General features: G+C 73.2%; 15 protein-coding genes. 14 read left to right on the top strand and 1 reads right to left on the bottom strand.

Going from position 1 to position 19,567, the window contains the following annotated elements:
- Positions 1-26: 26 nt before the first annotated feature.
- From hypF to AB0C73_RS16165, 11 genes are all read left to right on the top strand, one after another.
- Complete coding sequence (gene hypF / locus AB0C73_RS16115) at positions 27-2,435, top strand: carbamoyltransferase HypF (RefSeq protein WP_362529781.1); 2,409 nt, start codon at positions 27-29, stop codon at positions 2,433-2,435.
- 4 nt (positions 2,436-2,439) lie between these two features.
- The gene (locus AB0C73_RS16120) at positions 2,440-3,774 is read left to right on the top strand and encodes a diaminobutyrate--2-oxoglutarate transaminase family protein (protein ID WP_362529783.1); all 1,335 of its coding nucleotides are present in this window, start codon (positions 2,440-2,442) and stop codon (positions 3,772-3,774) included.
- 61 nt (positions 3,775-3,835) lie between these two features.
- Positions 3,836-4,591 (top strand): hypothetical protein, encoded by a 756-nt coding sequence (locus AB0C73_RS16125; RefSeq protein WP_362529786.1) that lies wholly within the window; start codon positions 3,836-3,838, stop codon positions 4,589-4,591.
- On the top strand, positions 4,588-5,931 hold the full coding sequence (locus tag AB0C73_RS16130; protein ID WP_362529788.1) for an MFS transporter: 1,344 nt from the start codon (positions 4,588-4,590) through the stop codon (positions 5,929-5,931). Before AB0C73_RS16125 ends, AB0C73_RS16130 begins: the two co-directional genes overlap by 4 nt.
- A gap of 7 nt (positions 5,932-5,938) precedes the next feature.
- Positions 5,939-7,240: an amidohydrolase gene (locus tag AB0C73_RS16135; protein ID WP_362529790.1), complete on the top strand. Its 1,302-nt coding sequence runs from the start codon at positions 5,939-5,941 to the stop codon at positions 7,238-7,240.
- 20 nt (positions 7,241-7,260) lie between these two features.
- Entirely contained in the window at positions 7,261-8,523 is a 1,263-nt protein-coding gene (locus tag AB0C73_RS16140) for a biotin carboxylase (protein ID WP_362529793.1), read from the top strand.
- Positions 8,524-8,647: 124 nt separating this feature from the next.
- Positions 8,648-11,296 (top strand): ATP-grasp domain-containing protein, encoded by a 2,649-nt coding sequence (locus AB0C73_RS16145; RefSeq protein ID WP_362529796.1) that lies wholly within the window; start codon positions 8,648-8,650, stop codon positions 11,294-11,296.
- A complete protein-coding gene (locus AB0C73_RS16150) occupies positions 11,293-12,702 on the top strand; it encodes an MFS transporter (protein ID WP_362529798.1) in 1,410 nt (469 codons plus the stop codon). The genes AB0C73_RS16145 and AB0C73_RS16150 overlap by 4 nt, the downstream gene beginning before the upstream one ends.
- Positions 12,699-13,907 (top strand): PLP-dependent aminotransferase family protein, encoded by a 1,209-nt coding sequence (locus AB0C73_RS16155; protein ID WP_362529800.1) that lies wholly within the window; start codon positions 12,699-12,701, stop codon positions 13,905-13,907. Before AB0C73_RS16150 ends, AB0C73_RS16155 begins: the two co-directional genes overlap by 4 nt.
- 59 nt (positions 13,908-13,966) lie before the next feature.
- The gene (locus AB0C73_RS16160; protein ID WP_362529802.1) at positions 13,967-14,341 is read left to right on the top strand and encodes a nuclear transport factor 2 family protein; all 375 of its coding nucleotides are present in this window, start codon (positions 13,967-13,969) and stop codon (positions 14,339-14,341) included.
- 93 nt (positions 14,342-14,434) lie between these two features.
- A complete protein-coding gene (locus AB0C73_RS16165) occupies positions 14,435-14,986 on the top strand; it encodes an AAA family ATPase (protein ID WP_362529804.1) in 552 nt (183 codons plus the stop codon).
- Between the two features lie 151 nt (positions 14,987-15,137).
- Here AB0C73_RS16165 and AB0C73_RS16170 read toward each other — a convergent pair whose 3' ends face one another.
- On the bottom strand, positions 15,138-16,181 hold the full coding sequence (locus AB0C73_RS16170) for a LacI family DNA-binding transcriptional regulator (RefSeq protein WP_362529993.1): 1,044 nt from the start codon (positions 16,179-16,181) through the stop codon (positions 15,138-15,140).
- Positions 16,182-16,461: 280 nt separating this feature from the next.
- Here AB0C73_RS16170 and AB0C73_RS16175 point away from each other — a divergent pair, with 280 nt between their 5' ends.
- From AB0C73_RS16175 to AB0C73_RS16185, 3 genes are read left to right on the top strand one after another with little or no spacing between them, the layout of a single operon-like run.
- Positions 16,462-17,592, top strand: coding sequence for a Gfo/Idh/MocA family oxidoreductase (locus AB0C73_RS16175; protein WP_362529996.1), 1,131 nt, complete (start codon positions 16,462-16,464; stop codon positions 17,590-17,592).
- Positions 17,589-18,740 carry a dihydrodipicolinate synthase family protein gene (locus AB0C73_RS16180; RefSeq protein WP_362529806.1) on the top strand — a complete coding sequence of 384 codons (1,152 nt, stop codon included), beginning with the start codon at positions 17,589-17,591 and terminating at the stop codon, positions 18,738-18,740. The genes AB0C73_RS16175 and AB0C73_RS16180 overlap by 4 nt, the downstream gene beginning before the upstream one ends.
- A 26-nt stretch (positions 18,741-18,766) precedes the next feature.
- Entirely contained in the window at positions 18,767-19,540 is a 774-nt protein-coding gene (locus AB0C73_RS16185; RefSeq protein WP_362529998.1) for a sugar phosphate isomerase/epimerase family protein, read from the top strand.
- Positions 19,541-19,567: the final 27 nt, after the last annotated feature.

Raw genomic sequence — 19,567 nt, forward strand, 5'->3', positions numbered from 1 at the left:
CGGATCCAGGAACTGAGGAGATAGCCATGAGCACCGTCACCTCTCCGCCGGACACCCCGAGCTCGCCCCCGCACGCCGACGCATGGCGGCTACGGGTCACCGGGGTGGTACAGGGCGTCGGCTACCGGCCGTTCGTCTACAAACTGGCCCACGAACTGGGCCTGTCCGGCTGGGTCCGCAACGACCCCGAGGGTGTGCTGGTGGAGGCGTCCGGACCGGCCGCCTCCCTGGCCGAGTTCGCCGCGGGTCTCAAGGACCGCGCGCCCGAACTCGCCCGTGTCGACGGTGTCATGGTGACCCGGGGGCTCCCCACGGGCAGCGTGCCCGTGGGCCCCTTCACCATCGTCCACAGCGAACAGTCCGGCGCCCGCTCCGCGCTGATCCCCGCCGACACCCATGTCTGCGGCGACTGCCAGGGGGAGCTCCGCGACCCCAGGGACCGGCGCCACCGCTACCCGTTCATCAACTGCACCAACTGCGGGCCCCGTTACTCGATCATCCAGGACCTGCCCTACGACCGGCCGATGACCACCATGGCGTCCTTCACCATGTGCGCGGCCTGCAAGGCCGAGTACGAGGACCCGCTGGACCGGCGCTACCACGCCCAGCCCAACGCCTGCCCGGAGTGCGGCCCCCGGCTGCTGCTCACCGACCGGGAGGGCGTCACCACCGAGGGCGACACGGCCCTGCGCGGGGCCGCCCAGGTGCTCGCCGACGGCGGCATCGTGGCGATCAAGAGCGTCGGAGGCTTCCACCTCGCCGTGGACGCCACCCAGCCGGCGGCCGTGGCCCTGCTGCGCCGCCGCAAGCGCCGCGACTCCAAGCCCTTCGCCGTGATGGTCCGGGACCTGGCCACCGCGCAGCGCCTCGCGGTCCTCTCCGAGGACGAGATCGACGTCCTGCGCTCCCCGGCCCGCCCGATCCTGCTCGCCCGCAAGCAGCCCGACGGCCTGCCCGAATCGGTCGCGCCCCGGAACCCCAACCTCGGGATCATGCTGCCGTCGGCGCCCCACCACCATCTGCTCCTGGACGAACCGGGCCTGGAGGCCCTGGTGATGACCAGCGGCAACATCTCCGGCTACCCGATCGCGTACCGCAACGAGGAAGCCCTCGAACAGCTCTTCGAGATCGCGGACGTCATCCTGTACCACGACCGCGACATCGAGATCCGGGTCGACGACTCCGTCGTCCGGCTCTCCACCCACGCCGAACTCGACGAGCCGCTCCTGCAGTTCATCCGCCGGGCCCGCGGCTACGCGCCGTACCCGGTGGAGGTGGGCCGCGAAGTGGTGCCCGCCGTCGCCCTCGGCGCGGAGCTGAAGACGACGGTCGCCCTGTCGCACGGCTCGAAGGTCTTCCTCAGCCAGCACATCGGCGACCTGAAGAACGACGAGACCTTCGCCTCCCACCGCCGCACCGCCCGGCACCTCGCGCGTCTCTACGACCTCAAGCCGCGGATCACCGCGCACGACCTGCACCCCCAGTTCCGCTCGACCCGGGCGGCGCTCGACGAGGACGGCGCGGACACGGCCGTCGTCGAGGTGCAGCACCACCACGCGCACATGGCCTCCTGCATGGCCGAGAACCACGTCACCGGAACCACCCTCGGAGTGATCTTCGACGGCTTCGGCTACGGCCTGGACGGCACCGTCTGGGGCGGCGAGTTCCTGCTCGGCGACTACGCCGACTTCCGGCGGGTCGGCCGGCTCCGCAGCCTGCCGCTGATCGGCGGCGACCAGGCGGTGCGCGAACCGATCCGTACGGGCTACGCCCTCGCGCTCGACGCCTTCGACGGCGACCGGGAGCGGGCGGCGGCCGCCTTCCCCGCCCTCGCCGTCCTCGACGACCAGCAGCGGCACGTGTACGCCACGATGGCGGCGCGCGGCATCAACTCCCCGGCCACGTCCAGCATGGGCCGGCTCTTCGACGGCGCCGCCGCGCTTGCCGGGGTGTGCGCCAAGGCCGAGTACGAGGCACAGGGGCCGATCGAGCTGGAGGGCCTGCTGCTCCGGGACGCCGCCACGGAGCAGGCGTACCGCTTCGGCGCCGAACTGCCCGCCGAGGACGCCGGCGGCCCGGTCGAGGTCGACCCCCGGCCCGTGATCCGGGCCATGGCCGCCGACATCGCGGCGGGCCTGCCCACCGACCGGATCAGCCGCCGCTTCCACACCGCCGTCGTGGAGATGGTCCGCGAGCGCTGCCGCGCGTTGCGCGAGGAGACCGGAGTGTCGCAGGTCGTGCTCTCCGGCGGTGTGTTCCTCAACGAGTTCCTGCTGCTCAACTGTCTGACCGGGCTGACCGCCGACGGTTTCGACACCTACGTCCACCGACAGGTCCCGACCAACGACGGGGGAATCGCCCTCGGCCAGGTCATGGTCGCGGACGCCCGTACCGCCGGTACCGCCGGTACCTCCCGTACCCCCACTGGGAAGTGATGACGTGACCACCCTCACGCCGGACGAGATCTACGAGTACGTCCGGGCCCGCGAATCCGGTGCCCGGACCTATGCCACCGCCTTCGGGGAGGTGCTCCGGGAAGGACACGGCGCCCGCATCCAGGACGGCCGCGGCACCCGGTACCTGGACTGCCTGGCGGCCGCCGGGACCCTGGCCCTCGGCCACAACCACCCCGAGGTGCTGCGCCGGGTGCGCGAGTACCTGGACTCCGGCCAGGTGCAGCAGGCGCTCGACCTGACCACACCGGCCAAGCACGCGTTCCTGTCGGCCCTCTACGAGCGGCTGCCCGGCACGATGGCGGACACCTTCCTCACGCAGTTCTGCGGCCCCGCCGGCGCCGACGCGACCGAGGCGGCCGTGAAGCTGTTCAAGACCGCCACGGGACGCCGTACCGTGCTCGCCTTCCACGGCGCCTATCACGGGATGACGGCCGGTTCGCTGGCCCTCACCGGCAACCTCGGCGCCAAGGAGCCGGTGCCGTCGCTCATGCCGGACGTGCACCACCTGCCGTACCCGTACGACTACCGCTGCCCGTTCGGGCTCGGCGGGGAGCAGGGCGTCCAGGTCGGTCTCACCTATCTGGAGCGGCTGCTCACCGACCCGGAGAGCGGCATCACCAAGCCGGCCGCCGTCTTCGTGGAGGCCGTGCAGGGCGAGGGCGGCGTGATCCCCGCGCCCGTGGAGTGGCTGCGCGGACTGCGCGAGATCACCGCCCGCCTCGACATCCCGCTCGTCCTGGACGAGATCCAGGCCGGCTGCGGCCGCACCGGCACGATGTGGGCCTTCGAGGAGTCCGGCATCGAGCCCGACGCGGTCCTCGTCTCCAAGGCGATCGGCGGCGGCTTCCCGCTCTCGCTGCTGCTCTACAACCGTAAGTACGACGCCTGGCGCCCCGGCGCCCACGCGGGCACCTTCCGCGGCAACCAGATCGCGCTGGTGGCGGGCGCCGCCACCCTGCGGGTCATGGCCGACGAGGGTCTCGTCGAGAAGACCGCCGTCAAGGGAGAGGTGCTCGGCGGTCTGCTGCGCCGGCTCGCCCTGAACCACCCCGAGATCGGCGACGTCCGCGGCCGCGGCCTGATGTGGGGCATCGAGATCGTCGACCCGGACGGGCCCGCCGACGCCCTCGGCGCCAAGCCCGCCGACGGGGACCGGACCCGCCGCATCAAGAAGGCCTGTCTGAAGCACGGTCTGCTTCTGGAGAGCGGCGGTCGGCACGGCGCCGTGCTGCGGCTCCTCCCGCCCCTCACCATCTCGGAGGAGGAGATCCACGAAGTGGTCGGCGCTCTGGAGAAGGCCCTCGTCGACTGCGCCTGAGAACTCCGGAGACGCAGGGCACGACGCGAAGCGACGAACGCGAGAACGTGAGGACGAGTACATGACGACGGGAACGGGTCCCGGCCGGTCCGGCCGGTCCGGCCAGTGGCGGGTCGATTTCGACGCCACGGTGGTCTTCAGCAACGGGGGATCACTGTCGACGGAGGGGTTCCGCCTCGACATCCCCGGCGACGCCATCGACGACGCCGAGCTGGGCGAGCTGCTCGTACGGCACCTGGGGCTGCTGATGGTCGGCAGTACGTCCATCAGCCGCAAGGAGCTGATCCAGGAGCCGCACAAGGGGTCACGGAACACCGGGGCGGCGGCCGAGTCCGGCCGGCGCACGGTCGACCTGACCGGACCCGGAACCCGCCTCGACCGGCCGGACGCGACAGCGGCCGGCCGGGAAGGGGCGGCGGCCATCAAGGGCGGCCTGGCCGGTCTTGAGGGCCTCGTCGACCTGCCCGTCGTCCTCGTCCGCCTCACCGGCGCCGGTGAACCCGTCGCCGACCGGCTCGCGCTCGCCCCGTTCGAGCCCGCCGGGCACGCCGTCGTCATCCACACCGGCCGCGCCGACGGCCCCTGGCTCGCCCCGGACGCGGTCGCGCTCCTCGCCGAGCGAGGCGCCGCCCTCGTGGCCACGGACAGCGGCCACCGCGACGGACCCGAGGCCAAGGCGCTCGCCGAGGCCGGACTGCCCCTGCTCACCGGCCTTTCCGGCCTGGCGGAGCTGCCCGCCGTCGGCGTGCGGCTGCACGCCGTCCCGTACCCGTCCGCCGAAGGCGAGCGGGTCCGCGTCTACGGAGTGACGACATGACCGCCCCCGGCACGCACGCCCCGCTCGCCGCCCAAGCTGTGGCGGCGGGGCCGAAGAAGTCCAGGAAGCCCCGCCGGGAACTGCTCGCGGCGAGCGTCGGCTCGGTCGTCGAGGCGTACGACTGGACGATCTACGGCATCCTCGCCCCGTACTTCGCCGAGCAGCTCTTCCCCGGCTCCTCGCCCACCGCCCGCCTGATCGCCGCCTATCTCGGCTTCGCGCTCGGCTTCCTGGTGCGCCCGCTCGGCAGCGTGATCATCGGGCGGCTCACCGACACCCGGGGCCGCCGCTTCGGGCTCACCCTGACCGTCGGCCTGATCGCGGGCGGCTCGCTGCTCCTCGCGGTCGTCCCCGGCCACGCCGCCATCGGGATCGCGGCCCCGCTCCTCGTGGTCGCCGCCCGCCTGGTGCAGGGCCTTTCCGTCGGCGCCGAGAACCCCAGCGCCGCCGCCTACGTCACCGAGACGGCACCCGACCGCAAGCGCTACTTCTACAGCGCGGTCTCCTACGGCGGCGTGGTCCTCGGCAGCGCCCTGTCCTTCATCGTCCTCAGCGTGCTCCTCGGGGTGTTCGGCGAGGCGGGAGTCGAGGACGGCGCCTGGCGTCTCGCCTTCGTCTTCGGTGCCCTGCTCGGACTGACCGCCCTGTGGATCCGGCGCGGCGCCGCCGAGAGCGAGGCGTTCGAGAAGAGCGCGCGGGAGCGCGGCGGGGCGAGCCCCTGGCCCGTCCTGCGGGCCCATCTGGGCCCGCTCGCCGTGGTGTTCGCCATCACCTCGGGCGCCACCACCGTCTTCTACTTCCTCACCGTCGACTTCCCCGCCTACGCCCGGGACGCGGGCGCCGCCACCAAGGAGGAGGCGTCCGGGGCCCTGCTGCTCGGCATGGTGGCCCTCCTCGCCGGCATGCTCGGCGCGGGCAGGGCGGCCGACCGGTTCGGGGCGCTCACCGTCCTGCGGATCGGCTTCGCGGGCCTCGCCCTCGGCTCCGTACCGCTCCTGGCGGGCATGGGCGCGGGCCATGTGCCCGTACAGCTCGTCACGGTGGTGCTGCTGTTCCTGCTCGGCCTGCCCCTCGCCGTCAGCAACGTCTTCGCCGGCCGGCTCTTCCCGCCCGCCGTCCGGGCGGTCGCGGTCGGTCTGCCGACCGCCCTCGCGATCAGCCTGTTCGGCGGCACCTTCCCGGCCCTCGCCGAGCTGCTGCGTTCCGCGCACCACGGCGACTGGGTGCCGTGGTGGCCCGCGATCACCTGTGCGGGGGCACTGCTCGCCTCCTGGGGCGTACGCGAGCACCCTCGCGTCACCGCCCCCAGCCCCCTCTCCGTCACCCCCATCCCCGAGTGAGGACGCCATGGACGCCTTGACCGCAGTGCTCGACGCGCTGGAACCGCTGCTCCCCGGCCTGGAGGCCGACTACAAGGACCTGCACGCGCACCCCGAACTCGCCTTCCAGGAGAAGCGGACGGCGGCGCTGGTCGCGGAACGCCTCGCGGAGCAGCAGGGCTGGGAGATCACCACCGGGGTGGGGCGCACCGGTGTGGTCGGCGTCCTGCGCAACGGCGAGGGCCCCGTGGTCATGCTGCGGGCCGACATGGACGCGCTGCCGGTCAAGGAGACCACCGGCCTCCCGTACGCGAGCACCCTGACCGCGACCGACGACTCCGGCGCCGAGGTGCCGGTGATGCACGCCTGCGGTCACGACATGCACGTCGCCGCGCTGATCGGTGCGTGCGCGCTGCTGGCGAGCAGCACCGAGAAGTGGAGGGGCACGGTCGTGGCCGTCTTCCAGCCGGGTGAGGAGAGCGGCTACGGCGCCCGCGAGATGGTGGACGACGGCCTGTTCGAGCGCTTCCCGCGCCCGGACGTGCTGCTCGGCCAGCACGTCGGCCCCGGCCCCGTCGGCCTCCTCGCCACCGTCCCCGGTGTCGTGATGGGCGCGACGGACTCGATCACCGTCACCCTGCACGGGCGTGGCGGCCACGGCTCCAAGCCGGAGTCGGCCGTCGACCCGGTGGTCATGGCGGCGTCCCTGGTCCTGAAGCTGCAGACGATCGCCTCGCGGGAGATCGCCGCCCAGGAGCCGGTGGTCGTCACCGTCGGCAAGCTGCACGCCGGCACCACGGCCGCGGTCATCCCGGACACGGCCGAGCTCGGCATCAACGTCCGCACCAGCTCGGCCCCGGTGCGCGACAAGGTGATCGCGGCGATCGAGCGCCTGGCGAAGGCGGAGTCGGCCGCGGCCTGCGCGACCGCCGACCCGGAGATCACCTCCGTCTACCACCTGCCGATGACCGTCAACGACACGGCGGCCGCCGAGCGGGTCGCCGACGCCCACCGCAGGGCGTTCGGCGACGGCGCCGTGATGACCATGGGGCCGACCACGGCCAGCGAGGACTTCGGCATCCTGGCGACGGCGGCCGGGGTGCCGTCGGTGTACTGGTTCTACGGCGGTCTCGACCCCGAGGTGTTCACGGCCGCGTTCGCCGCCGGGCGCCTGGACGAGGACATCCCGCAGAACCACTCCTCCACCTTCGCCCCGCAGGCCGGACCCGCCCTGAACATCGGTGTCCGCGCGATGGTCGCCGCCGCGCTGGAGTGGCTGGACGCGGACGCCGAGCAGGCCTCCGCCTCGGTGGAAGGGACGGCGGAATGAGCGGCGGGACGAGCGGCGACATGAGCAGGACCCGGCCGCATGTGATGGTCCTGCACCGCTGGCGGGACACCCACGCCCTGTACGCGGACTACATCGACCACCGCACCCACCGGGTCACCTACATCAGCACCGAACTCGGCCGGACCTCGATACCCGAGGGCGCCGAGACCGTGATCACGGTCGGCCTCACCGACGACCTGCCCGCCGTGCGGGCCGCCGTCACCACCCTCGTGGAGCGGTACGGCACGCCGGAGGCGCTGGTCGCCCTCAACGAGGGCGACCTCGACACCGCGGCCCTCGTCCGCGAGGAGTTCGGGATCGCCGGGCAGACGCCGGAGCAGCTCGCGGTCTTCCGCGACAAGCTGCTCATGTGCATGACGGTGGCGGCCGCCGGCCTTCCGGTGCCGGAGCTCACCCACGCCCAGGACCTCGACGCCGTACGGGAGTTCGGGCGCGCGCACGGCTGGCCGCTGATCTGCAAGCCGCACCGCGGCACCGCGAGCAGGGGCGTCGTACGGCTCGACTCGGAGGCCGACCTGGACACGCGTCCGGAGCTCGCCGACGAACTGGCGGCCGACCTGGCGGCCGAGCCGTTCCTGGTCCAGACGTACGTCGACGCGCCGATCCTGCACATCGACGGCCTGTGGGAGGGCGACGCGCTCGGCAGCTGGACCGCGTCCCGCTATGTGGGCGGCACCTGCGCCGACTTCACCCAGGGCAACTGGCTGGGCTCGGTCGAGGAGGACGACCCGGTGCTGCTCGCCGCGGTGGAGCCGTTCGCGGCCGCCGTCGGGGCCGCGCTCGGCGGCGACCGGCCCTGGGTCTTCCACCTGGAGGCGTTCGTCACCAGGGCGGCGGACGGCCGGCCGGTCCTGGTGTTCCTGGAGTGCGGGGCCCGGGTGGGCGGCGGCGAGATCCCGTTCACCTGGCGCGACGTCCACGACGCCGACCTGATGGCCGCGGCCGCCGACATCCAGCTCGGCCGGGTACCGGTCCTGCCGACCCTGAAGGCCGGTGAGGTCGGCGGCTATCTGCTGCTCCCGCTGCCGGTGCCGGCCCCCTGCCGCGTCGAGCGCGCCGACTGGGTCGTACCGCCCGCCGAGGGCACCGAGCCGTACGCGGTGCTGCACGTGCCCGTCGGCAAGCGGGTGCCCCCGATCAGCGGTTACGAGCACGTGGGCACGCGGTTCCGGTTCCGCGGCCCGTCCACCGCCGCGGTCGAGGGGGCCATCGAGGCCTCCGCGAACGGCTTCCGGCTCACCTGCACCCCCCTGGACGCCTGATGAGCACCTGATGAACGCCTGACCGACCGGCATCTCGGGGCCACCGGCGCCCCGGGCGCCATCCCTCGTACCACCTGTCGCATCGGGGCCTTCAGCGCCGCCCCGCATCGGAAAGGAACACACCGTGTCCGTCAAGACCACTGAACGCCCGCGCGTCATCCTGGTCGGCAGCCGCATACGTCAGTACCGGGAGTACGCGCTCGCCTCGCTCGCCGCACGGTACGAGGTCACCCTGATCGCCCCCGAGTGGCCCAGCTGGCAGGGGCAGTACGTCGAGACGCACCGGATCGCCGACACGACGGACGCGGCCAAGCTGTACCCCTCCGTCGCCGACCTGCGCGGCGAGGTGGCCGAGGCCGCCATCGTCACCTGGGACGAGTGGTCGCTGGCCGCCGTCTCCACCGTGGCCAAGAAGCTCGGCATGCGCGCCATGGACCCGGCCGCCGCCAAGATCTGCCGGGACAAGTACGCCACCCGCAAGGCGCTCGAAGCCGCGGGCATGGCCGCCGTCCGGCACGCCCCGGCGGCGAGCGAGGACGAGGCCGTCGCCGTGGCCGAGACCATCGGCTTCCCCGTCGTCGTCAAGCCCCGCACCCTCGGCGGCAGCTTCGGCGTCATGGTGGCCCGGGACGCGGACGGCCTGCGCCAGGCCTACCGCCTCGCCTCGGCCAGCCGCCTCCAGGGCGCCGGCACCGCCGACACCGTGCTCATCGAGGAGTTCGTCGAGGGCCCGGAGCTGAGCGTCGACAGCACCGTCGTGGACGGCGTCGTCACCCCGGTGTGCATCGCCCGCAAGCGCCTCGGCGCGCACCCGTACTTCGAGGAGGTCGGCCACCTGGTCACCGACTGGAGGGACGAGCCCTGGGCGGACGCGGTCGTCGAGCTGGTCAAGGACTCCCACCGGGCCGTCGGCGTCGACTACGGCGTCACCCACACCGAGCTGCGCGTCAGCGCCGACGGCCCGCGGCTCATCGAGCTCAACGGGCGGCTCGGCGGCGACCTCATCCCGCACATCCACCAGCTCGCCACCGGCATCGACCTGGCCCAGGCGGCCGCCGAGATCGCCTTCGAGCGCACCCCCGACCTCACCCCGACGCGTGCGCTCAGCGCCGAGATCCGGTTCCTCTACCCGTCGTACGACGGCACGGTCGACCGGGTCGTCCTGCCCGAGCCGGCGGAGATCGACGGCCTGGTCGAGGCCGTGGCCCTCGCCGAGCCCGGCGACGAGCTCCAGCTCCCGCCGCGCGGCCTGACCCCGCGCTCCGCCGCCCTCATCGCCGTCGGCGAGACGCCGGCCGACACCCGCCGCGCCCTGGACCGGGCCGAGGGCCGCTCCCGTACCGAGGTGACCGGCGCGAGCACCCACAAGCTCGGCGCGCGCGTGGAGAACGCCGTCACCCGGCGGTTCTTCGACCACGAGCGCACCCCGGCCCGGATGTCCGTCTCCGGCGTGCGCGGCGTCGAGTGGTTCCGCTACGGCGCCGGCGGCGGCGAGGGCCTCAACCGCCCCGTCTTCCTCAGCGCGGACGACGTGGCCGGCCTCGAACGCGACCTGAACGGCCTCTTCGAGCTCCTGAAGTCGGTCCCCGAGCGCCTGTTCGGCGGCGACCTGCGCGCCTTCGCCAAGGCCGTCGGCATGAGCGAGACCCAGACCGACCTGGTCCTGCGCGGCGCGGCCGACGAGATCCCCCCGCTGTCCCGGGCCGACCTCTACCGCGAGACCGGCGGCTTCCGGCTCATGGAGCTGAACACCGGCTCCTCGCTCGGCGGCTGGCAGATGGGCGAGTTCGCCCGCGCGCTGATCCAGGACGAGGAGTTCGCGGCCTTCGCCGCCGAGGAGAACCTCGTCTTCCCCGACCCGCTGGCCCGCATCACCGAGGTGCTGCGCCGCCAGGCCCCGGCCCTCGCCGGGATCGAGAAGCCCCTGCTCGCCATCACCGACTGGCCCGACGGCTTCGAGAAGTCCAAGTGCTGGATGGAGTTCGTCGTCCCCGCCTTCGAGGCCCTCGGCTTCGAGCCCGTCGTCTGCCACCTGGGCGACTTCAGCTACGAGGACGGCAAGGTCCTGCACCAGGGCCGCCGCGTCGACGTCGTCTACCGGATGTTCCTGCCCGGCGAGATGCCCGACGAGCCGCGCACGTACGAGCTGGTCAACCCGCTCCTCGACGCCGTCGAGGCGGGCCACGTCGAGCTGTTCGCCTCGCTCGACTGCGAGCTGTACGGCAACAAGGGCAGCCTCGCGATGCTCAGCGACGAGCGCAACCGCGCCGCCTTCACCGAGGAGGAGCGGGCCCTCATCGAGCGGATCCTGCCGTGGACCCGCTTCGTGCGCGACGAGAAGGTCACCTTCGAGGGCGAGAAGATCGACCTGCTCCCCTACGCCGTCGCCAACAAGGACCTCCTCGTCCTCAAGCCCACGCTGCTCTACGGCGGGGTCGGCGTCACCCCCGGCTGGACGACCGACCAGAAGGAGTGGGTGGAGAAGCTGCACCAGGCCGTGGACGGCCCCTTCGTCCTCCAGCGGCGCCTGCTGCCGACCACCGAGCGGTTCCTGTCCGAGGACGGGGTCACCGCCGAGGACATGGCCGTCGCCTACGGCACGCTGATGGTCGACGGCTCGTACGCCGGCACCCTGGCCCGAGGCGTCACCGACCCGTCCGTGGGCATCGTCAGCATGCTGCGCGGCGCCCAGATCGGCTGCGCCTTCCACGTGGCGGCCGAGCCGGCGACCGAGCAGGTCACCGAGACCGGTGACGGCGAGGGGGAGGCGTGACCGAGTCGACCGGCTCGCCGGACCCGGTGGGTCCGGCGGACGCGGCGGGACCGGCGGGTTCGGCAGGTTCGGCAGGTTCGGCGCACTCCGGCGACGGGGCATCCGCCCCCGTCGCCGGCGGGCGCGAGCGCGGAGCGCTGTGGCGTGACGCCGAGTTCATGAAGTTCTGGACGGGCGAGGGCATCTCCCAGATCGGCGCCCAGGTCACCACCCTGGCGCTGCCCCTGACCGCGGTGCTCACCCTGGACGCGAGCTCCTCCCAGGTCGGTCTGGTGAACGCCGCCTCCTACGCCCCGTTCCTGGTCGTCACCCTGCTCGTCGGGGTCTGGGTGGACCGCGTCCGCAGACGGCCGCTGATGATCGCGGCCAACGCGGGGCGGGCCCTGCTCGTCACGGCCGTCCCGCTGCTCGCCGTGCTCGACCTGCTGCGCATCGAGTTCGTGTACGTGGCCGCCCTGCTCATCGGCGTGCTCACCGTCGTCTTCGACGTCGCCTACCAGTCGTACCTGCCGACCCTGATCGGCAAGGAACACCTGGTCGAGGGCAACAGCAAGCTCCAGGGCACCAGTTCGCTCGCCCAGATCGGCGGGCCCGGCCTCGCCGGTCTGCTCATCGGCTGGGTCACGGCCCCGTACGCGCTGCTCATCAACGGAGCCTCGTACCTGGTGTCCGTGGTCACGCTGCTCGCGGTCCGGAGGCCCGAGCCGCCGCCCACGGTGCCCGAACGCCGCACCGGACTGTGGAAGAGCGTCGGCGACGGCATCGGGATCATCTGGCAGAGCGCCCATCTGCGGGCCTGCGCCCTCCAGTCCGGGCTCTACAACCTGTGCTGGATGTCGCTGCAGACCGTCTTCGTGCTGTACGCGGCCCGGCGCCTGGACCTGTCGCCCGGCACCATCGGGCTGCTGCTCGGCACCGGCGCGGTGGGGTCGCTCGCCGGCTCCCTGGTGGCCAGAGGGCTGAAGCGCGTCATCGGGCTCGGCCCCGCCATCCTGGCGGCGCTCCTGCTGTGCTGCGTCGCCCCCGTGATCATCCCGCTGGCCCCGGCGAACGGCGGGATCCTCACGCTGACCCTGTTCGTCCTCACGTTCGCGCTGATCGGCGCGGGCGGCACGATGGCCAACATCCACATCATCAGCCTGCGCCAGTCGATCACCCCGGACGAACTGCTCGGCCGGATGAACGCCGGCTACCGCTTCGTGTCCTGGGGGATGCTCCCGCTCGGCGCCCTCCTCGGCGGCTGGCTCGGCGACCTGATCGGCCTGCGCGAGACGCTCTTCGTGACCGCGGGGGCCTTCCTCTCCGCCGTCCTCGTGGTGCTGCTCTCGCCGGTGTGGCGGCTGAAGGACTTCCCGGCCCAGATCGGTGCGCGGCCAGGACCCGAGAAGACGGCGGTGGCGTCATGACGGAGACACGGGAGTTCGCGGGGCTGCTCGCCCGGCGCACGGCCTGGGGCCGGTCGGACGCGATCGGCCGCATCCTGGCCGCGGCGAACGCGCCGGGCGTGCTGTCGATGGCGGGCGGCATCCCGGCACCCGACAGCTTCCCCGTGGCGAGGCTCGCGGAGGTGACCGAGCGGGTGTTCGCCCGCTCGGCCACCGCCGCCCTCCAGTACGCCCCGACGGAGGGCGTCACGGCCATGCGCGAGGCGCTGGCCCGCCGCGCCGGCGAGACCGGCGCGGCGGTCGGCGTGGAGCGGGTGATGGTCACCGGCGGCAGCCAGCAGGGCATCGACCTGGTCGCCCGTACCCTCCTCGACGAGGGCGACCTGGTGGCCCTGGACGACCCCAGCTACCTGGGGGCCGTCCAGGCCTTCCGGGCCGCCGGAGCCCGGCTGCTGCCCCTTCCCACCGACCGGGACGGGATGCGGGTGGACATCCTGGAGGAGCGGCTGGCCGCCGGCGCCAGGCCCAAACTCGTCTACGTCGTACCGCACTTCCACAACCCCACGGGCGGCGTGCTCAGCACGGAACGGCGGCGCATCCTCGCCGGGCTCGCGGAACGGTACGGATTCCTGGTCGTCGAGGACGACCCGTACGGCGACCTGGCCTTCGACGGGGAGCGGCTGCCGTCCACGGACATCCACAGCGACCGCGTCATCCGGCTGATGAGCTTGTCGAAGACGCTGTGCCCGGGACTGCGGGTGGCCGGCCTGACCGCACCCGCCGGCCTGGTCGGCGAACTGGTGGCGATGAAGCAGAGCAGCGACCTCCAGACCAACACCTTCGGCCAGCACGTGCTTGCCGAACTGCTCGCCGACCCGTCGTTCCTCCCCGCCCACCTCGCCCGGCTGCGCACCCTCTACGGGGACAAGGCGCGCACCACGGCGGTGCTGCTGCGCGAGCGGCTGCCCTGGCTCGTCTTCGACGACCCGCGCGGCGGCCTGTTCTTCTGGTGCACCGTCGACGATCCCCGGGTGACCTCGGACCTGCTGTACGAGCACGCCCTGGCCCAAGGGCTCGCCATCGTGCCCGGGGCGCCGTTCTGCATCGAGCAGGACGGATCCCGGGTGCTGCGGCTGTCCTTCGCCACCCTCGACGAGGACCAGCGGCGGGAGGGCGTGGCGCGTCTGTCGGCGGCCTTCGACAAGGCCCGCGCCGACGCGCCCTGACCCTCCTCGGTCCCGTCCCCATCCCTGTTTTCCACCCAAGCGATGCAAGGAGCACGGTCGTGACAACCCGCACACACCCCCCGGTGACCGCCGACTCGCTGGTCGCCCGGCTGTTCCAGGTGGTCGACACCCGCTCGTGGGACGAGCTCGGCGAGGTCTTCGCCGACGACGCGGTCTACGAGCGCCCCGGCTACCCGGCCCTGGAGGGCCTGGACCGGATCCGCCACTTCTACGAGCACGAGCGCATCATCGCCTCGGGCGCCCACGAGGTCGCCCAGGTGACGGGCGGCCTCGCCGCGGCGGCCTGCTGGGGCCGCTTCCGCGGCGCGGGCAAGGACGGAGCCCCGCTGGACGAGGGCTTCGCCGACACGTACCTGGTGCGCGACGGAAAGATCTCCTTCCGCAGGACGTACTTCTACCGGGCGGCGATCTGACGCTGTTCAGGGCGAGGGCGGCCTTCTTCACCCGGGTACGGGTGAAGAAGGCCGCCCGTTTCCGTCCTGGCGGACGGAATAGAGTCCCGGATCATGGAACTTGTACCTGTCGACCGCGACCCCGCGCCCGGCGCCGTGCTGCTCGCCGGCATCCCCGGCAGCGGCAAGTCCACCGTCGCGGAAGCCCTCGCGGCCCGCTTCGCCCGCTCCGCGCACATCGAGGTCGACCGGCTCCAGGAGCTGATCGTCCGTGGCGGCCACTGGCCGACCCCGGACGGCGACCCGGAGGCCGACCGGCAGATCTTCCTGCGGGCCCGCAACGCCTGCCTCCTGGCGGACAGTTTCGTCACGGCCGGCTTCGTGCCGGTCGTGGACGACGTGGTGGTCCGCCGCTCCCACCTCGCCTTCTACCGGACCCAGGTGAGGACCGGCCCGCTCCACGTCGTCTTCCTGGCCCCCGGCCCGGCCAAGGCCTGGGAGCGCAACAACGCCCGCCACAAGCGCCTGACGACCGACTGGTCCTTCCTCGACGAGGCCATGCGCGCCGAACTCTCCGGCGAGGGCGTCTGGATCGACAACGCGGACCAGACGGTCGAGGAGACGGTGGACGCGGTGCTGACGGCGACGGGTCTGGGCACGGCCTGACCCACGGACCGTCTCACAGAAGCCATGTCCCAGCCGGTGGCCGGCCGCCGGGCGGGGTCTCGGGCGGGCGGGGTCTCGGGCCGGCCGGGTCTCGGGCTGAGGCCGAGGCCGGGTGACGCTCGGGGCGCCGCGTGACGCCGGTCCGGCGCCCTCACCTCCGCGGCGGCGCCGTCGAGCCCCGTACCACCAGCTCCGCCGCGATCGTCGCGCCCCCGCCCGGCGGCACCGGCTCCGCGCCCAGCGCGATCCGCCCCGCCCGCGCGCCCGCCTCGTGCAGCGGGAGCCGTACCGTCGTGAGCGCGGGCACCGCGTCGACCGAGAAGGGGAGGTCGTCGAAGCCGGCCACCGAGACGTCGCCGGGGATGCTCAGGCCCCGGTCCCGCAGGGCCGCGCAGACACCGAGCGCGACCGTGTCGTTGGCGGCGACGACGGCCGTCAAGCCGGGCTCCAGGCGCAGGAGTTCGCCGGTCGCCTCGTAGCCGGAGGGGCGGTCGTAGCGGCCGTGCACCGTTGGGCCCTCCGCGACCCCGGCCGCCGCGAGCGCCGCCCGGTGGCCCTCCAGACGGTGCCGGGTGGTGGTGCGGTTCTCGGGGCCCGCGACGTAACCGATCCGCCGGTGCCCGAGCGCCAGCAGGTGCTCGGTGAGCCGCCGTGCGCCGGTCCGGTTGTCGAAGGCGAGCGTTGCCGCGGCGGATCCGGCGAGCGGGGGCCGCCCGCACAGCACCGCCCGCGTCCCGGCCTCGGTGAGCCGGGCCAGTTTCGCGGCCACCGCCGCGAGGTGCCCGGGGTCCTCCAGGGAGCCGCCGGTGAGGATCACGGCGGCGGCGCGCTGCCGCTGGAGCAGGGTGAGATAGGTGAGTTCGCGCTCCGGGTCGCCGCCGGTGTTGCACACCACGGCCAGCTTCTCGCCCCCGCCCCGCCCCGCGCCCGGCGCGCCGATGGCGCCCTGCGCGGCCCCGGCCATGATCCCGAAGAAGGGGTCGGCGATGTCGTTGACGAGGATCCCGACCAGGTCGGAGGTGGCGGCGGCGAGCGAGCTCGCCGGGCCGTTGGGCACGTAGTCGAGCTCGTCGACCGCGCGCAGCACCCGCTCCCGGGTGGCGGCGGCGACCGGGTAGTTGCCGTTCAGGACGCGGGAGACGGTCGCGGGGGAGACCTGTGCGCGGGCTGCCACGTCCGCCAGGGTGACGGTCATCGCGTGCGTACCTCCGGGGCCCTTGTCGGCGGTCATGTCGGCAGGCTAGCGTCATACGCGATAGAAAGCGCTTTCTATCTCAGCTTTCCGTCTACACCTTTCACGTCCCCCTCTGCCTGATCCGCCTGATCCGCCTGATCCGCCTGATCCGCCTGATCCGCCTGATCCGCCCGTGCCGCCCGTACCACCCCACGGGGGCGGGTACCGGGCCACGGCCCTCCCACGAGAGGAACAGTTCGTGACACGCCCGACCGCACGCCGCCGCACCGTCCGCATCGCCATGAACGGCGTCACCGGCCGCATGGGCCACCGCCAGCACCTCGTCCGCTCGATCCTCGCGCTGCGCGAGCAGGGCGGACTCGACCTCGGCGACGGCGAGACCCTGTGGCCCGAGCCGGTCCTCGTCGGCCGCCGCGAGCACGCCCTGCGGGCGCTCGCGGAGCGGCACGGTCTGACCGAGTGGTCCACCGACCTCGACGCCGTCCTCGCCGACGAGAGCATCGACATCTACTTCGACGCCCAGGTCACCTCCGCCCGCGTCACCGCGCTCACCAAGGCCATCGCGGCCGGCAAGCACGTCTACACGGAGAAGCCCACGGCCCCCGACCTCGCCGGCGCGCTCGAACTCGCCCGCCTGGCCGAGGCGAAGGGCGTCCGGCACGGCGTCGTCCAGGACAAGCTCTTCCTCCCCGGCCTGCGCAAGCTGAAGCGGCTCGTCGACGGCGGCTTCTTCGGCGAGATCCTGTCCGTGCGCGGCGAGTTCGGCTACTGGGTCTTCGAGGGCGACTGGCAGGAGGCCCAGCGCCCCAGCTGGAACTACCGTGCCGAGGAGGGCGGCGGCATCGTCGTCGACATGTTCCCGCACTGGGAGTACGTGCTCCACGAGCTGTTCGGGCGCGTCACCTCCGTCACCGCGACCGTCGCCACCCACATCCCGCGCCGCCGGGACGAGCAGGGCAAGCCGTACGAGGCGACGGCCGACGACGCCGCGTACGGCATCTTCCAGCTCGCGAGCGGCGCGATCGCGCAGATCAACTCCTCCTGGGCGGTACGGGTCCACCGCGACGAACTCGTCGAGTTCCAGGTCGACGGCACCCACGGCTCCGCCGTCGCGGGCCTGCGCGGCTGCCGGATCCAGCCCCGCGCCGCCACCCCCAAGACGGTCTGGAACCCCGATCTGCCGCTGCGCGGGGGCGAGTCCTTCCGCGACCAGTGGCAGGAGGTGCCGGACAACGGCGAGTTCGACAACGGCTTCAAGGCGCAGTGGGAGCTTTTCCTGCGCCATGTCGTGCTCGGCGAGCCATACCACTGGGACCTCCTCGCGGGCGCGCGCGGAGTCCAACTCGCCGAGCTGGGGCTGCGGTCGGCGGCCGAGGGCCGCCGGATCGAGGTCCCGGAGGTGGCGTTGTGATCGCCCTTCCCCTGCCGGGCGGCGCCACGCGCGCGTACACCCCGCGTACCGAACCGCTCGCGCTCACCGGTGCGGGCCCGCTGACCTCCCGTACGGTCTTCTCCGCCGCCCATGTGGTCGCCGACCCGTACGCCGACACCACCCCGGACGGCCCCGCCGCCGTCGACTGGGACGCGACCCTCGCCTTCCGCCGCCACCTGTGGTCCCACGGGCTCGGCGTCGCCGAGGCGATGGACACGGCGCAGCGCGGGATGGGCCTGGACTGGGCGGGGGCGGCCGAGCTGATCCGCCGCAGCGCGGCGGAGGCGAAGGCGGTGGGCGGAAGGATCGCGTGCGGTGTCGGCACCGACCAACTCACTTTGTCTGCTGACCTGGTGACGATCCGTCGGGCGTACGAGGAGCAGCTCGCCGTCGTCGAGGAGTCGGGCGCCCAGGCGATCCTGATGGCCTCGCGCGCCCTCGCGGCCACCGCGACCGGCCCCGAGGACTATCTGGAGGTCTACGGCCATCTGCTCCGCCAGGCCGCCGAGCCGGTGATCCTGCACTGGCTGGGCCCGATGTTCGACCCGGCCCTGGAGGGCTACTGGGGTTCGTCGGACCTGGACGCGGCCACGGACGTCTTCCTGGAGGTGATCGCGGCCCACCCGGACAAGGTCGACGGCATCAAGGTGTCGCTGCTCGACGCGGGCCGGGAGATCGCGCTGCGCCGGCGCCTCCCGGACGGCGTCCGCTGCTACACGGGCGACGACTTCCACTACCCCGAGCTGATCGCCGGTGACGCGCACGGTTTCAGCCACGCTCTGCTCGGCATCTTCGACCCGCTCGGCCCGCTGGCGGCGGAGGCGGTGCGGGTCCTCGACACGGGTGACACGGCCGGTTTCCGGGCCCTGCTCGACCCCACCGTCGAGCTCTCCCGCCACCTCTTCCAGACCCCCACCCGCTACTACAAGACGGGCGTGGTGTTCCTCGCCTGGCTGGCCGGCCACCAGGACCACTTCACGATGGCCGGCGGCCTCCAGTCCGCCCGCTCCCTGCCGCATCTCGCCCGGGCGTACGAACTCGCCGACGGTCTCGGCCTGTTCCCCGACCCGGCGCGGGCGGAGTCCCGGATGCGCTCGCTCCTCACCGTGTACGGAGTCCCCCAGTGAACCTCGACCGCTTCAGCATCAACCAGATGACGGTGAGACAGCTCCCGCTCCCCGACCTCGTCCGCGAGTGCGTCCGGCTCGGCGTCCCCGGCGTCGGCCTGTGGCGCGAACCCGTGCGGGAGTACGGGGTCGAGGCCGCCGCCGCGCTGGTGCGGGACGCCGGGCTCGCCGTGACCACCCTGTGCCGGGGCGGCTTCTTCACCACCGACGGGTGGGAGGCGGAGAACCGCGCGGCGATCGAGGAGGCGGCGGCGCTCGGCACCGACACCCTGATCCTGGTCTCGGGCGGCCTCCCGCCCGGCAGCCGCGACCTGCCCGCCGCCCGCGCCCGCATCGCCGACGCGATCGGCGCGCTCGCCCCGTACGCCCGCGCCCACGGCGTCCGCCTCGCGATCGAGCCGCTCCACCCCATGTACGCCGCCGACCGCTGCGCGATCTCCACCCTCGACCAGGCCCTCGCCGTCGCCGAACTCTTCCCGCCGGACGAGGTCGGCGTTGTCGTCGACACCTACCACCTCTGGTGGGACGACCGCGCCCCCGCCGCCGTCTCCCGCGCCGGCGCCGCCGCCCGCATCCACTCCGTCCAACTCGCCGACTGGACCACCCCCCTCCCCGCCGGCGTCCTCACCGGCCGCGGCCAGTTGGGCACGGGCGCGATCGACTTCTCCGCCTGGTGCGCGCTGGTGGCCGACGCCGGTTACGACGGCCCGATCGAGGTCGAGCTCTTCAACGACGAGCTGTGGGCGAGGGACGGTGTGGAGGTTCTGGAGGAGACGGCGGAGGCGTTCCTGCGGGTGTGACGCGGACTGCCCCGGCCCCGCCGGACC

Origin of the sequence: Streptomyces sp. NPDC048623, from assembly GCF_040650755.1 — a bacterium.
In the GTDB taxonomy this organism is placed as follows: domain Bacteria; phylum Actinomycetota; class Actinomycetes; order Streptomycetales; family Streptomycetaceae; genus Streptomyces.

Bases quoted from the DNA above. Each gene is read 5' to 3' on its own strand.
- hypF (WP_362529781.1), top strand. From the start codon at position 27: ATGAGCACCGTCACCTCTCCGCCGGACACCCCGAGCTCGCCCCCGCAC.
- AB0C73_RS16125 (WP_362529786.1), top strand. From the start codon at position 3,836: ATGACGACGGGAACGGGTCCCGGCCGGTCCGGCCGGTCCGGCCAGTGG.
- AB0C73_RS16130 (WP_362529788.1), top strand. From the start codon at position 4,588: ATGACCGCCCCCGGCACGCACGCCCCGCTCGCCGCCCAAGCTGTGGCG.
- AB0C73_RS16135 (WP_362529790.1), top strand. From the start codon at position 5,939: ATGGACGCCTTGACCGCAGTGCTCGACGCGCTGGAACCGCTGCTCCCC.
- AB0C73_RS16140 (WP_362529793.1), top strand. From the start codon at position 7,261: ATGAGCAGGACCCGGCCGCATGTGATGGTCCTGCACCGCTGGCGGGAC.
- AB0C73_RS16155 (WP_362529800.1), top strand. From the start codon at position 12,699: ATGACGGAGACACGGGAGTTCGCGGGGCTGCTCGCCCGGCGCACGGCC.
- AB0C73_RS16165 (WP_362529804.1), top strand. From the start codon at position 14,435: ATGGAACTTGTACCTGTCGACCGCGACCCCGCGCCCGGCGCCGTGCTG.
- AB0C73_RS16170 (WP_362529993.1), bottom strand. From the start codon at position 16,181: ATGACCGTCACCCTGGCGGACGTGGCAGCCCGCGCACAGGTCTCCCCC.
- AB0C73_RS16175 (WP_362529996.1), top strand. From the start codon at position 16,462: ATGAACGGCGTCACCGGCCGCATGGGCCACCGCCAGCACCTCGTCCGC.
- AB0C73_RS16185 (WP_362529998.1), top strand. From the start codon at position 18,767: ATGACGGTGAGACAGCTCCCGCTCCCCGACCTCGTCCGCGAGTGCGTC.